11 protein-coding genes are annotated in these 13,858 nt (G+C 60.7%); 1 reads left to right on the forward strand and 10 read right to left on the reverse strand.

Annotation, left to right across the window (positions count from 1 at the left end):
- Positions 1-422 precede the first annotated feature (422 nt).
- The 7 genes from UIA24_RS16570 to UIA24_RS16600 form a co-directional block, all read right to left on the reverse strand.
- Positions 423-572, reverse strand: a complete 150-nt coding sequence (locus UIA24_RS16570; protein WP_330523353.1) for a hypothetical protein — start codon at positions 570-572, stop codon at positions 423-425.
- 102 nt (positions 573-674) lie between these two features.
- A complete protein-coding gene (locus UIA24_RS16575) occupies positions 675-2,006 on the reverse strand; it encodes a TolC family outer membrane protein (RefSeq protein WP_102051931.1) in 1,332 nt (443 codons plus the stop codon).
- A 1-nt stretch (position 2,007) separates the two neighbouring features.
- Positions 2,008-3,327: an HlyD family type I secretion periplasmic adaptor subunit gene (locus UIA24_RS16580; protein ID WP_330523354.1), complete on the reverse strand. Its 1,320-nt coding sequence runs from the start codon at positions 3,325-3,327 to the stop codon at positions 2,008-2,010.
- Between the two features lie 23 nt (positions 3,328-3,350).
- Positions 3,351-5,060, reverse strand: coding sequence for a type I secretion system permease/ATPase (locus UIA24_RS16585; protein WP_330523356.1), 1,710 nt, complete (start codon positions 5,058-5,060; stop codon positions 3,351-3,353).
- A gap of 167 nt (positions 5,061-5,227) precedes the next feature.
- Positions 5,228-8,386, reverse strand: coding sequence for a beta strand repeat-containing protein (locus UIA24_RS16590; protein ID WP_330523357.1), 3,159 nt, complete (start codon positions 8,384-8,386; stop codon positions 5,228-5,230).
- Between the two features lie 406 nt (positions 8,387-8,792).
- Entirely contained in the window at positions 8,793-9,350 is a 558-nt protein-coding gene (locus UIA24_RS16595; RefSeq protein ID WP_330523359.1) for a cytochrome b, read from the reverse strand.
- A 115-nt stretch (positions 9,351-9,465) separates the two neighbouring features.
- Positions 9,466-10,164, reverse strand: coding sequence for a YoaK family protein (locus UIA24_RS16600; RefSeq protein WP_330523360.1), 699 nt, complete (start codon positions 10,162-10,164; stop codon positions 9,466-9,468).
- Between the two features lie 216 nt (positions 10,165-10,380).
- Between UIA24_RS16600 and UIA24_RS16605 the strand changes: the two genes are divergently transcribed.
- Complete coding sequence (locus UIA24_RS16605) at positions 10,381-11,346, forward strand: toxin-antitoxin system YwqK family antitoxin (protein WP_330523361.1); 966 nt, start codon at positions 10,381-10,383, stop codon at positions 11,344-11,346.
- A gap of 61 nt (positions 11,347-11,407) precedes the next feature.
- On the opposite strand, the gene fdhE is transcribed toward UIA24_RS16605, so the two are convergent.
- Genes fdhE through fdxH form a run of 3 tightly spaced genes read right to left on the reverse strand, consistent with a single transcriptional unit; the run spans position 11,408 to position 13,850 of the window.
- Complete coding sequence (gene fdhE / locus UIA24_RS16610; protein WP_065758621.1) at positions 11,408-12,319, reverse strand: formate dehydrogenase accessory protein FdhE; 912 nt, start codon at positions 12,317-12,319, stop codon at positions 11,408-11,410.
- Positions 12,316-12,963, reverse strand: a complete 648-nt coding sequence (locus UIA24_RS16615; protein ID WP_065758622.1) for a formate dehydrogenase subunit gamma — start codon at positions 12,961-12,963, stop codon at positions 12,316-12,318. Before UIA24_RS16615 ends, fdhE begins: the two co-directional genes overlap by 4 nt.
- Entirely contained in the window at positions 12,960-13,850 is an 891-nt protein-coding gene (gene fdxH / locus UIA24_RS16620) for a formate dehydrogenase subunit beta (protein ID WP_330523413.1), read from the reverse strand. Before fdxH ends, UIA24_RS16615 begins: the two co-directional genes overlap by 4 nt.
- Between the last annotated feature and the right edge of the window lie 8 nt (positions 13,851-13,858).

The following is a 13,858-nucleotide window of genomic DNA, read 5'->3' on the forward strand; positions in this document are numbered from 1 at the left end:
GCCTAAGCTCTGCCGGACTGGCTTCCTGATTCATGTTGCATCCTTGTCTAATTCGATTGCCAGGCAGTGGTCATCCACGAAGGGCGTGCCAACAGTGGCCTTGTTGACTGCAGTGGCAATGAGCGGGGTGCTCGCGCATAGCGGAACACCTCGAATGGCAAAGGACTGGAACGCTAGCAGATGCACTTCTGGAGGGATGTAGGACGCTTCCGAAAGTTGTTACAAGGCCGGTGTCGGCAGCTTCGCCTCACATTGCAGTGTGAGGACGGGAAGGGGGCAAAGGTCGAGGTTACCGTCTGGGCAATGATTGAATGCGCGGCTCAAGCTGTTGCCGGGGGATGATCTGGTAACCGGTCCGGTTGCTACCGGTATCCACTGAGGATGGATTCTGCCGGTCATTGGCGCTGTCATCGTTTCCATAGTCATGGCAGGACGACCCGCCCAGTGCGATGGCGACGGCAATCATGACGAGCGGTAACGTTGGCCTGAGCATGGACATTCTCCTGCGCGATGAGGTCAGGGGCTGAGTCGCGGGTGCGCAGCATCGCCGGTACGCCATTGTCACTGCGCATGAACGCACCTGCAGGAGCTCATCCCTGCAGGTTAGCGTATCCAGAGCGGTGTATCGGGAGTGGAAGACGAACTGTCAGGGCACTCAGGCCGCTTGTGCAGCACTAGAGTGGCTCTACGAGCCACTCGTTGGCCTTGCGGATATCGGCTTGTGCCAAGCGTCCGCTCCAGCGGTGCAGCACCAGCATGCTGGTGATGAAGCGGTACTGCGCCTGGTAGAGGTCACGGCGGGCGCGGAACTCTTCCTTGATGCTGTAGAGCACATCGACTGCATTCTTGACCCCGTAGCCAAAGGCTTTTTCCGTCGAGATGCGTGACTTCGTTGCTGATTCCAGCGCGCGGCGGGTGGCCTTGATACGTCCGAGTTCGGCGCTCATGCCGATGTAGGCTGTACGGGTTTCCTTGATGATCTCGCGGCGCAAGGCTTCCATTTCTTGCTGGGCAGCGTCCTTGTCGCCTTCCGAGCTGACCACGCGGGCGCTGGTGGAGCCGCCGCTGTACAGCGGTACTTGCAGGTCGAGGGACGCGACATAGTTTTCCGAGCGCGGTGTCAGGGTGCCCTCATAGCCGATGTCGCTGCGCAGTGCGGTCAGGTTCAGCCCAAGACGGGGCAGGTGCCCGGCCTTGGCTTCGGCGATTGCCGCATCGGCGGCATTGACGCTTTGTTGGCGGGCCAGCAGTGCCGGATTGCTGCTCAGGGCCGCTTCTACCCAGTAATCCTGGGCTTGAGCCGGCAGGCTGAAACTCGGGTTGTCGCCCAGCCGTTTGAGCGGTTCCTGAACGTCACGCCCTACCAGTTCGGAGATGGCCTCGCGGCTGTTCGCGACCTTGTTGCCTGCCTCGATCTCATCGGCCAGCAGCGTGTCGACCCGTGCCTCAAGATCGTTTACGTCGGTGATCATCGCCATTTGCCGGGCGAACATGGCTTTCACTTGCTTGAGGTTGCGCTCGGTCGCGCTGCGTTCGCTACGCACCAGGGAAAGCTCGTCCTCGGCGGCGAGCACGGCAAAGTAACGTTCGGACAAGTCGATGCTGGCTTGTACCTGAGTGTCGTCCGACTCGTACTCACGCTGCTTGGTCAGTTGCGTGTACTTCTGGTAGCTGCGCCAGACCTGCGGGTCATAGATCACCTGATTCAGGCTCAGGGTAGCGCGCCGACCGGTGTACTCGGTTCGGCTCAGGTCGTCATCACGCCGGCTACGGTTGACGCTGGCACCGGCGCTGAGCTGCGGCAGGAGTTGGCCAAACGCTTCGCGCTGGCGGCCTTCGCCACTGCGAATCAAGGCGTTCGCACGCAGTATGCGTGGGTCGGCGCTGCTGGCCTCCTGCTGCAGTTGCCAGAGGTCGACGGCGTGGCCTGCGGCGCTGCTTTCAACTGGGCTGTTGGCCAGTGCTGCCAGTGGCACGGTTAAGCACATCGCGATCAGGTACTTCATGTCAGTCCTCGATCAGCGAGCGGGCGAAGGCATTGCTGGCAGGTTGTATCAGGTACTGCAGCAGGGTACGGGCGCCGGTGTTGATCAGGACTTCGGCAGGCATACCCGGTACCAGCGCCAGGTTGCCGAGGGTTTTTCGACCCGTTTCGGTCAGCGCTACACGGGCCAGGTAATACGCCGTCCCGGTCTCCTTGTTGGTCAGGCGGTCGGCGGAGACCTGCAGCAATTGCCCCTCGATGACCGGGGTTGCGCTGCTTTTGAAGGCGCTGAAGCGAATGTCCACCAACTGGCCGACCACGATACGGTCGATATCGGTGGGCGACAGCTGTGCTTCGACAATCAGTTCTTCGTTGGCCGGAACAATGTCCATCAGCGGCGTGCCCGGGTTCACCACTCCGCCCAAGGTATGCACGGTCATGCCCATGACCATGCCCGACTCTGGTGCCAGCACTTCCGTGCGCTTGTCGCGGTCTTGTACGGTGGCCAGTCGCTCGCGCAGGTCGTAGATCTTGGTGCGGGTTTCACCCAGTTGCCCGGCAACTTCGGTGGCGAAGGTCTTTTTCAACTGGAGAATCTTCAGCTCGGCCTCACCGATTTGTACCTGGGCGCGGGCGCTGGCTGATTGATGCTCGACCACTTCGGCCTGCAGGCGTGCGAGGCTGCGTTCCTGTTCGCGCAGGCGCTGTTTATCAACGTAGCCTTCGGCCAACAAGGCGCGCAGGTCGACGATTTCTTCCTGGTAGGAGGTGGCCAGGGTCTGTTTGCTGGCGATGATCGCCCGGAAGCCGCGAATCTGTTCCTCGATCTGACGGATCGCTTTTTCCTGTATGCCGATCTCGCCCAGCAGCCCGCTGCGGCGGGTCTGGAAGATACGCGCTTCACTGTCGCGGGCTTCACGTACTCGCGGATCAGTGGCGTCGAGGTCGGGCACGGCGGCAGGCTCTGCCAATCCGTCGCGTTCGGCGACCAGTCGTGCTTCCAGTTCGCGTGCGGCGATCAGTTGGCTGCGCATCATCTCTGTCTCGGAGCGGGCCTGGGTGTTGTCCAGGACCAGCAAGACGTCGCCTGCCGTTACTCGGTCGCCGTCGTGTACCCGCAGTTCGCGGACGATGCCGCCTTCCAGGTGTTGCACGGTCTTGCGGTAACTTTTAACGGTGACGACACCGGGCGCCAGTGCAGCGCTTTCCAGGGGGGCAAAGACCGCCCAGCCGCCGAACAGGCCAAAGGTCACCATCACAATAAGGAAACCGACACGACGGGTTGGCCGGTCATCGACAGGCAACTGCGCCGTAGTGACGGAGGCGTGCATAGAGTCTTGCATGGCGTTGATCATCTGCTTGTTCGTTAGGCCTGAGCGGTTTGCGCGTGCGCGGTTATATTGCTGTGCAGGTGCGCCCAGACCTTGTCGCGTGGCCCGTACAGGCTCAGTTCGCCTTGGCTCAACACCAGCAATTTATCCACGTTTGCCAGCACGCCCGAGCGGTGTGTGATGACAAATACCGTGGCACCGCTTTGCTTGAGTTTGCGCAAGGCTTCAGCGAGCATCTGTTCACCGGTGTCATCGAGATTCGAGTTGGGTTCGTCCAATACCACCAGCCGCGGTGCCCGATACAGGGCGCGGGCCAGGCCGATGCGTTGGCGCTGGCCACCGGAAAGCCCGCCGCCATTGGCGCCGATAAGAGTGTCGTAGCCCTGTGGCAATTGCAGAATCAACTCATGCACCCCGGCCATGCGGGCCGCAGCGACAACGGCAGCAGCGTCGACTTCACCGAAGCGGGAAATGTTTTCGCTGATGGTGCCTTCGAACAACTCGATGTCTTGTGGCAGGTAGCCAATGTAGCGGCCCAGTTCGTCGCGTCGCCATTGGCTGATGTCGGCACCGTCCAGGCGTACCGTGCCGGCCAGGCTTGGCCAGATCCCGAGTAGGGCGCGGGCCAGTGTCGACTTGCCGGCACCACTGGGGCCGATGATACCCACGGCTTCCCCTGCAGCCACGCGAAAGCTCAGGTTACGCACCAATGGCGTGCGGTTGCCTGGCGAGCTGACGGCGAGGTTCTCGACCGTGATGGCGCCGTGTGGTGCCGGCAGTGACATACGCACTGGTTCAGCGGCAACTTTCTGCAGGAGTTCATGCAGCCGGGCGTACTGCGCACGCGCACCAACGAAGCCTTTCCAGATACCGATCAACTGGTCGATCGGGGCCAGGGCGCGCCCCAGCAGAATGGAGCCTGCGATCATCAGACCGGAAGAAATCTCATGCTTGATGGTCAGGTAGGCGCCCAGGCCCAGTACCAGTGACTGGACAATCTGGCGGAAGGTCTTGGAGACCGCTGCAATGGCGCCAGCGCGATCACTGGCGCAGCTTTGTAGCATCAGGACCTTGTTGATGCGCTCGCTCCAGCGCTGGCGCAGGTCTGCAAGCATGCCCATCGATTCGACGACTTCGGCATTGCGCAGGCTTTTCTGGGTGAAGGTAGTGGCCGCCATCTGCTCGCGGTTGGCCGCTTGCAGGGGGGGCTGGGTGAGTTTTTCGTTGAGGTAGGCCAGCGCACCCAGCAGCAGGGCGCTGATCACGCCCATCCAGCCATACCAGGGGTGGAAGATAAACATGACCGCCAGGTAGATCGGTATCCAGGGTGTGTCGAAAAAGGCGAACAGGCCATTGCCGGTCAGAAACTGGCGCAGGCTACTGAGGTCGTTGAGGGGTTGGGCCGACGCATTCATGCCGCCGCTGTTCAGCGCCTGCTTGAAGCTGGCATCGAACAGCCGCTGGTTCAGCAGCGTGTCCAGGCGGGTGCTGATGCGCACCATGACTCGCGAACGCACCCATTCCAGGGCGCCGAGGGTGACCATCAACAGCAGCATGATCAGCGTCAACATCAGCAGTGTCGAGAGGCTGCCGCTGCCTACGGCGCGGTCATACACCTGGAGCATGTAGAAGGAGGGCACCAGCATCAGCAGGTTGACGAAAAAACTGAAGAAGCCGACCGAAAGAAAACTCTCCCTGCATGCTGCGAGGGCGCTTTCCAGTTCAGTTCTGGGTTGCGTTGACATGGTCCCTTACCTGAGGCCCGCGAGGGGGTGTCTCAAAAATCATTGTCTGTAGAGTGAACAAATGCCCACCCCTGACGGCCACACATCTGTGTTGGCCGTCAGGGGTGGGCATTAGTGTGTGCTGTCTCTGTGACCATCAAGGCCACAGAGACAGCTATCACTGATGCTTAGAGCACCAGGTCTGCAGCAGCCAGGGCAGTGACACCCACCAGCTTGATCGAGAAATCAGCGTTGTGGTCAGCGTTCGAGGTACCGTACAGCGTCACGGAAGAGCCATCCGTCACGTAGCGCAGTTCCTTGGCCGCCCCGCTGAAGTCGGCCGCTTCACCGATGAACGTGTAGCCCTTGAGCGCGGAGAAGTCGAGCTTGTCGCCTTTGCCTGGGCTCACTGCATTGGTGGTGAAGCCATGGACGACGTCCTGCTTGTTGTTCAGGCCCAGTTCCTTCAACGCATTGAACTTGATGGTATCGACACCGCTGCCGGCATAGAGCGTGTCGGCACCGGTGCCGCCGATCAGCACGTTGTTGCCACCATCGCCGGCATACAGGGTGTCGTTGCCCACGCCGCCATTGAGGGTGTTGTTGCCGGTGTTGCCCCACAGGGTGTTGTCTGCAGCATTGCCGGTCAGGGTGATGCCCAGTTTACCGGTCGCGCGTGCGTCGAGGTTTTCCAGGTTGGCGCCCAGCGTGATGGTTGCTTTGCCCTGGAAGGCGTTGACGGAAGCGTCGCTCATGCGCAGTGCCAGGGTGTCTAGGCCCTGTTTGGCACTCTCGATGACGGTGTCTTCGAGCACCACGGTCGCCTTGCCACCAGCGCCCTTGGCCAGCAGGTCGACGATGTAGGTGTCATTGCCAGCGCCGCCGACCAGCTTGTCAACGCCCGCACCGCCGTCCAGCGTGTTGTTCGCCGTGTTGCCGATGAGGGTGTTTTTCAGGGCGTTGCCGGTACCGTTGAGGGCACCATCAAGCAAGGTCAGGTTTTCAATGTTGGCCCCCAGTACGTAGTCGATGGAGGCGTTGACAGTGTCCGCACCTTGGTTGACGTTCTCGATCACACTATCGCCAGCGTTGTCGACGACGTAGGTGTCATTGCCCTTGCCGCCGATCAGGGTATCGACACCAAGGCCGCCGTTGAGGGTGTTGGCTACGTCGTTACCGGTCAGGGTGTTGCTCAGTGCGTTACCGGTCAGGCTGATCGCAGCCTTGGAGTCGACGATGGCGTTTTCAACGTTCGCGGCCAAGGTGTAGCTGTTCTTGAGGTAAGACACGACCCGCACGGTGTCGGTACCTTCGCTGGCGTTCTCGATGACCACATCCTTGTTGCTGTAGACGTAGTAGGTGTCATTGCCCGTGCCGCCCTTGAGGGTGTCGACACCTTTTTTACCGTCAAGCACGTCATCCCCGGCACCACCGCTGAGGGTGTTGTTGCCCATGTTGCCGATCAGGATATTGTTCTGCGCATTACCCGTCAGGTTAAACAGGCCTGCACCGGCCACGGTGACGTTCTCGAAGTTCAGCAGATTGTTTTGGTTCAAGTCGATGGTCAGTGCCTTGCCCTTGTTGACGTAGCCAACTTTCAGGGTATCGGTGCCCTCGTTCGCGTTTTCTTGAACCAGCGCCAGTTCGCCAACGTTGTCGAGCAGGTAGGTATCGTTGCCCTTGCCGCCGATCAGGGTGTCGATGCCGGCCTTGCCGTCAAGCAGGTTGTCGCCATCACTGCCGACGATCCGGTTAACCAGGGCGTTACCCGTCAGGCCAATGTTGAGCTTGCCGGTAGCGGAGGCATCGAGGTTTTCCAGGTTCGCACCCAGGGTCAGTGCGGCTTTACCGGCAAAATTCTGGGCCAGGTTGGTGTCCATGCGCAGCTTCAGGGTGTCGGAGCCCTTATTGGCAGTCTCGAGGACCGTGTCTTCCAGTACCACGGTTGCCTTGCTGCCTGCACCTTTGCTCCGCAGGTCAACGAGGTAGGTGTCGTCGCCGGCACCACCACTCAGCTTGTCGACACCGGCACCACCGTCCAGGGTATCGTTGCCTGCAGCACCGGTCAGGGTGTTCTTGGCGCTGTCGCCGATGATGACGTTGTTCAGTGTGTCGACGGTCGTGTCGACACCCAGCAGCTCGCCCGTGCTGCTGATGTTTTGCAGGTAGATTGCGGTAGGGCTGTCGTTTGTCTGGGTACCGGTTTCCCAACTGATGGAAATCGTGCCATCGTCCCGGACGGTCACTGCCGGGGTGTCCCAGAGGATTTCATCGACACCTGCGGTTGCGACCTTGATCGGTGTTGCATCGCTGGCCGTGCCGTCTGCGGCGAAGCGCTGGACATAGACATTGGCTTCGCCCATGGCGTATTCGTTCCAGGCCAGCAGGTAACCGCCATTCGGCAGTGAGGTGATGCTGGCGCCATTGACCGAATAGGCGCTCTCGACTTCCGATGGCGTGCCGACTGGATTGAACTGGCTGTCGTAGCGTTGGGTATGAATGACCCGGTTCATGCCGGAGGCGCTTTGGTCAACCCAACTGACCACATAGCCACCGGTGACGTCGACAACGTTGAAATAGGCAGCATTGCCATAGTTGCTGGTGACAGTGTCGAGGGTTTTTGCCGTGCCTGTGACCACCTTGCCATCGGCACCGATCTGGCTGATCAGGTACTTGGAGGTGTACTGATAGGTCGGCGGTGTGGTGGCGTCAATCACCTCGCCGCGTTCAACACTGTACGCCAGCCAGTAGCTACCGTTGCCGGTGGGCAGCACGGTCATGTCGTCCGCTTCGCCGTCGGCCGGATTGGCGGTGGCGAGGGTCTGCACAGTGCCTGCCACGTTGTTGGTGTACACCACGGCCTTGAGGTCGGAGGTGTCTTCGCGCTCGTCACCCGAAGGGCTTTCATGGGTCTCGCCCCAGGTGACGATGTATTGGGTGGCGCTCAGTACGGTGACTTTGGCGTCTTCAAGCTCAAGCGGGGAGGTGGTAACGACCACCGGGCTGCCGCTTTTATTGCCATTGGCATCGAACCGCTGGGTGTAAACGGTAGAGGTGTGGGTCGCATCATTTTCCGAGCTCCAGGCCAGAATGAACTGGCCATTGGGCAAGGCGGTGACCGATGGATCGTCGACATCGTTGGAGCGGATCTGGGTACTTTTCAGCAAGTCACCATTGGCCGCGTAGCGATTGACCACCATTCCCTCGAAGTCGGCGTTGTCCACCGACCAGGCAACTACATAGCCGTTGTCGGTAAGCCCCGTGAGGTTTGGGCTTTCTACGTTGCCGGAGGCGATGATGGCGCTGGTGTCCGTTTGATTTCCGTTAAATGTAACCGAGGTGCTCATATTCCATTTCCTTGCATGACCAGGTACGGCGCTGGTGCCGTGACGATCGGGTATTGGGATAAACAGTCGTGATTGGGCGTCAGTTCCGAGAACGGTTGTGTTTAGTGGTTATTCAAAGCGCAGCTTTTACCACCAGCAGGCCTTTGATGGTGGCATTCTGGCATTAACTAGCGTTATGTAAAGCGCTTGGACGAGCTGCTCTGGTCGTCGCCTCGACAGGGAATTGCAACCTGTATCGGCCCATTCCAGGCAATCTTTAAGGCGAAATGGTTGCGCGCAGGCGTGCATTTTTCGGCAGACGTTTCAGGCGGGAGGTATACGGCGAGTGTCTATCGGGGGGATGGCCCGATGGTGGGAATGTCCTGGCGCACGCGTTACACGTACGGCGCCAGGACCCGATCAAACATTACTTCAGGCGAACCTGCTCCGGCAGCATGCGCTGGAGGGTGTTGTCGCGGTTGACGTAGTGGTGGAACAAACCAGCCACGGCATGCAAGCCGATCAGCCAGTAACCCGCCGAGCCGGCCAGTTCGTGCCACTCCTTGATTTCACCTGCCAGCTCAGGGTTCTTGCCAATCAGTGGGGGTAATTCCAGGCCGAAGAACGGGATGGGTTTACCGGCAGCGCTCAACACCAGCCAGCCGGCCAGCGGTGCGCCGATCATCAATGCATACAAGGCCAAGTGCATGAGATGGGACAGTGCCGTCTGCCATTGCGGTGGTGTCGGGGTGATTTTCGGCGTGGGGGCAATCAGGCGGCTGAGCAGGCGTATCCACACCAGAGTGAAAATGCCCAGGCCCAGCATGAAGTGCCATTGCTTGAGCAGTTCACGAGGCTCGCTGCCCTTGGGGAAATTACCTTTGAGTTCTATGCAGGCGTACACGCCAACCATCAACACCAGCATCAGCCAGTGCAGGGCAATGGTGAGGCGACCATAGCGCTGTTCATTGTTGTTCCGCGTCATAACGATTCCCTAGTTTTGCGCGATTGTGGGTGGGTTCGCCGCAGACGGTAATCGGGGGAGCTTAAGCATAGCTTAAGGCCATGAGTTGTCGGGCAACGGCGCCTCAGCTTCGGCCTCAGCGTGGCATGTAGCGCAGTTGCCAGCGTCGAGGGATCTTCAACGAGATCAGGCCGAGGCTGAGTGTCATGAGCGCGCTGAACAACATGGCGCCCAGGCCAAAGGTTGTTTCCAGCAGGGCGCCGATGACGGCACCTACGAACATGCCGGTCCAGGGCACCAACTGCACACGCCAGCCGTGCCGACGCTCACCGAGCAACGTGCGGCCCAGGCCGCGGCCGAAGCGCGACAATGCCCCTGTGACGTAGGTCAGGCCGATGGGCAGGCCGTTCACTTCCTCCACCACGGTGTTCACCAGGCCCATGGCAACCACTGCGGTGACCAGTGCCAGCAGTTGCAGTGATGCGGGCAGGAGGGCGGTGATGCAGAGCAGAGTGGCAATTGTCAGCAGCAATGGCCATGGCCGACGACCGCTAAGGCGGGCGGCGATGACACCCAAGGCATTCCCCAGCACAAAGGCTGCGATCAGCAACACGATACGCAGGGCCGGGCCAAACTGCTGTTCGCCCAGTGAAACGGCGAGGCGGGTAGTGTTGCCACTCATGAAGGAGACGAAGTCGCCGGTGGCCATGAAGCCGATGGCGTCGGTCATCCCCGCGAGTACCGACAGGCCGGCAACAAAGTACAGGCCCACACGGCCGCGTAACTTCGCGGAATGAACGGTACGGACGCTGGTATGGGTTGAATCGGGCAGCATTGGTCCCCCTGAGTGAGCCTTGTAAATGAGCTGGAACCCTACACGCTCATTACGCCGTACCTGTATTTCTACCACAGCCGGGCAGCCCGGCAGTAATACCTTGGTCTATTGATCCGGCTCGCCGAGCCGGTGCGTCCCCCGTGCAGGCCGCTCCATGGAACTTAAGCGGCAAATGATGATCGATTGGCTGGCTGATCATCTGCACGCGGGGAACACATGTTCAAGAAAATAGCGGCTTCCCTACTGGTGGCCGGTTCCGTCTTGCTGGCGGGCTGTGGCAAAAGCATCGAGTTTCGCAATACCGAAATCGTCAACGGCGCCGTCTACGAAAAGGGTGCCAACCAGCCGTTGACCGGTGAAGTCACCAACTTTCCTGAGCGCTTGCTGGCCTTTCAGGTCGGGCATAACGACTTGCTCGACACACTGAACCGGCTGTTGAACCTGATCGGGAATACCTCCGATGGTTTGCTCGGGCAGAACCTGCTGTGCACCATCACGGTCGACGAAGGTCGGCTCGACGGGCCGGTGACCTGTTTTACCCCACGATCCACACTGGTGCGTTATCAGGCCCGCTATGCCGGCGGCACCTTCGAGGGTGAGACCACCGTCTTCAGCCATGACGGTAAGCGCACGCTTGCCAAAGGCCATCTGAAGGGCGGCCTGCTCGACGGTGAACTGGAAGTGCTCCATCCCGAGACCGGCAAGCCGCTGTACCGCGCCGAGTACAAGGATAACCAGACCCAGGGCACGATTGAGAGTTTCAGTGCCAAGACCGGCAAGCGGGTCCTGTCTGCTGGTGCGGTTGCAGGGAAGTACAACGGTCAGATGCAGCGCTTTACCGAGCAGGGCCAATTGATTTATCGCGGCACCTATGCCGACGGGGCAAAGGTCGGCTTGCATGAAGAGTTCTACCCCGACAGCGGCAAGCCATCGGTTTCAGCCGAATGGGCCAACGGTCAGCTCAATGGCGCGGTCAAGCAGTGGAATGCCCAAGGCACGCTGGTGGAAGAGTCCACTTACAAGGACGGCGTCAAAGTCGTCGCGCGGCCGACCGCTCGTGCCGCTGGCAGTGATGATTGCGTCAGCAAAATGGCGGCCGAGTACCGTAAGGAAGCGGGGGCGGCGGCAGTGGTGCGGGCCGGTATGCTGGATGAGTGGGCCGCCATGTGCCGTCAGCTTTGAGGCCTGAAAACACCCCCTTCGACGCTGACGTCGCAGGGGGTATTGGCCAGGCAGGTAGCGCTTAGCCAGGAAACAGGAAAGGATTCAGCGCACTGCGTCCGAACCCTTCGCGTTCCAGTTCCGCATCCAGCGCCAGTGAGGCCAGGTCATCGGCTACCAGCTCCAGGTCACGGTCACGCTCTGGATAGAACACCTTGAGATAGCTCTGGCAGTCGTCACAGCTCTCGGCCTTGATCGGTGCCTCTTTATTCTCCAGCGACCAGTAGTCGAGCGCGCCGGTGGCTTCGCAGTTGCTGCATTTCAGGCGCACCATGTGCCAACGGCTTTCACACAGGCCGCACTGCAGGTAGCGCAGCCCGGCCTGGGCGCCGGTCATGATCACACTGGCGACCGGCGCGCTGGCGCACACCGGGCAATGCTGGCGCGCCTCACCCGGCAGGGCCTTGGCAGAGGCGGGCAGGTGCGCCGCCAACTGGGTGAAGTACAGCGACAAGGCTGCCCAGAGGAATACTGCCTGGCCGCTGTCGACTGCCGTGTAGTCGCCTGCGAGCAGGGCGCTGGCTTGCTGCTCACGTTGTGCAGGTGTTTGCGAGCGCAGCGCGTCCAGGGCGGCACTTACGGTGGGCGTTGCCGCGGCAGTCAGTTGATTGAGCAACTGCTCCAGCACGTCTTGCCAGTAAGGCGCACGCGGGTACTCGTGATAGGCCAGTGGTGGTTGTGCGCGGCCCAAGCGTTCGGCCAAACCGTCGACGCAGGCCGCCGGTAATGGCCGCGTGTCGAGCAGGTGTTGCTGTGCTGCAACGATGTTGGCGGCGAAGTTCAGGTAATCGGCCATCACATGCTCTTCAGCCAACTGACGCAGCCGCGCGGCACGCGGTGCATAGCGTTGCTTGAGGCTTGGCAGCAGGACGGCGGGGATCTCGGTGATACCCGGCGAGCGCGGCTCGACCGGGGTCAGTTGAATGCTGCTCATTGCTTGCGACCGCTCCCTGGTTGCTTGTTGCTGATCTGCCGGTACCAGCGATCATGGTGGGTCTTGGCCCAGCGATGCGAGACATAACCGGTGACCATGCCACGGATCGAGCCTTTTACCCAGAACGCCAGGTAGGCGTGGCCGATGATCAGCAGGATCAGGCTGATGCCGGCCAGGGCATGGACGAACAGGCCGATGCGAATAATCGGGATCGAGAACAGCGGCGCGAAGTACGGTCGCCAGATCACCACGCCACTGATCAACAGTAGGGTGATCAGGGCCATGATGCCCCAGAACAGCACTTTCTGGCCGGCGTTGTACTTGCCGATCTGCAGCGCCGGTTCATGCTTGCCGGCCAGTACCTGCTTGATGTTCTTGAACCAGGTCAGGTCCTCGCGCTCCGGCAGGTTGTATTTGACGAAGCGGATGAACAGGAACATCAGCAGCAAGAACACCACCACCCCGAAGAACGGGTGCAGGATGCGCGCCAGTTGCGGCGTGCCAAACACCGCGTTCAGGCCATTGAGCGACGGGAAGAACCACGACAGCCCCGACAGCGCTACGGCAAAGAAGCAGATGACCATGAACCAGTGGCTGGCACGCTCGATGAAACGGGTGCGCAGGATCAGTTTGTCCTTGTTCATGCGTGGGTGTCCTCTTCGTGCGTTTCGTCCTGTTCATCCACTTCGTTCGGCCCGACGCCAACGTAGTGGAAGAGGGTGCCGGCCAGGGTGGCGAAGAACGCCACTGCGGCAGCAGGCTTGAGCCAGCCCTTCCAGCCATGAACGGCGCTGCTGATACGCGGGTCGGTCGGCAGCTTGTGGTACAGGTGCGGTTTGTCGGCATGTTGCAGCACATACATCACATGGGTGCCGCCGACGCCTTGCGGGTCATAGATGCCTGCCCCGGCGAAGCCGCGCCCCTGCAACTCGACCACCCGCTCGCTGGCCAGGTGCTGCATGTCCTGCTTGCTGCCGAAGTTGATCGCGCCCGTCGGGCAGGTCTTGACGCAGGCCGGCTCCTGGCCGACCGAAACACGGTCGACGCACAGCGTGCACTTGTAGGCTTTGTTGTCCTTCTGGCTGATGCGCGGCACATCGAATGGGCAGCCAGCGATGCAATAGCCGCAGCCGATACAGTGCTCGGATTGGAAGTCGACGATGCCGTTGGCGTACTGGATGATTGCCCCCGGCTGCGGGCAGGCCTTCAGGCAGCCCGGGTCGGCGCAGTGCATGCAGCCGTCCTTGCGGATCAGCCACTCCAGCTTGCCGCTCTCGTCTTCTACTTCGTCGAAGCGCATCAGCGTCCAGGTTTCAGCCGAGAGGTCGGCCGGGTTGTCGTAGACGCCGACGTTGTGACCCACCTCGTCACGCAGGTCGTTCCATTCGTTGCACGCGACCTGGCAGGCCTTGCAGCCGATGCAGATACTGACGTCGATCAGCTTGGCCACTTCGGCCTGGTGATCGCGGGTATGTGGCGCCGGGGTCAAGGCATTGGTGGCGGAGCGCCTGACGATGTCTTGGGATTGCATGGACATGG

Source organism: Pseudomonas sp. AL 58, from assembly GCF_036348395.1.
Lineage (GTDB): Bacteria > Pseudomonadota > Gammaproteobacteria > Pseudomonadales > Pseudomonadaceae > Aquipseudomonas > Aquipseudomonas defluvii.

Coding starts and splice junctions, on each gene's coding strand:
- UIA24_RS16570 (WP_330523353.1), bottom strand. CDS start 572: ATGCGCAGTGACAATGGCGTACCGGCGATGCTGCGCACCCGCGACTCA.
- UIA24_RS16575 (WP_102051931.1), bottom strand. CDS start 2,006: ATGAAGTACCTGATCGCGATGTGCTTAACCGTGCCACTGGCAGCACTG.
- UIA24_RS16580 (WP_330523354.1), bottom strand. CDS start 3,327: ATGCAAGACTCTATGCACGCCTCCGTCACTACGGCGCAGTTGCCTGTC.
- UIA24_RS16585 (WP_330523356.1), bottom strand. CDS start 5,060: ATGTCAACGCAACCCAGAACTGAACTGGAAAGCGCCCTCGCAGCATGC.
- UIA24_RS16590 (WP_330523357.1), bottom strand. CDS start 8,386: ATGAGCACCTCGGTTACATTTAACGGAAATCAAACGGACACCAGCGCC.
- UIA24_RS16595 (WP_330523359.1), bottom strand. CDS start 9,350: ATGACGCGGAACAACAATGAACAGCGCTATGGTCGCCTCACCATTGCC.
- UIA24_RS16600 (WP_330523360.1), bottom strand. CDS start 10,164: ATGCTGCCCGATTCAACCCATACCAGCGTCCGTACCGTTCATTCCGCG.
- UIA24_RS16605 (WP_330523361.1), top strand. CDS start 10,381: ATGTTCAAGAAAATAGCGGCTTCCCTACTGGTGGCCGGTTCCGTCTTG.
- fdhE (WP_065758621.1), bottom strand. CDS start 12,319: ATGAGCAGCATTCAACTGACCCCGGTCGAGCCGCGCTCGCCGGGTATC.
- UIA24_RS16615 (WP_065758622.1), bottom strand. CDS start 12,963: ATGAACAAGGACAAACTGATCCTGCGCACCCGTTTCATCGAGCGTGCC.
- fdxH (WP_330523413.1), bottom strand. CDS start 13,850: ATGCAATCCCAAGACATCGTCAGGCGCTCCGCCACCAATGCCTTGACC.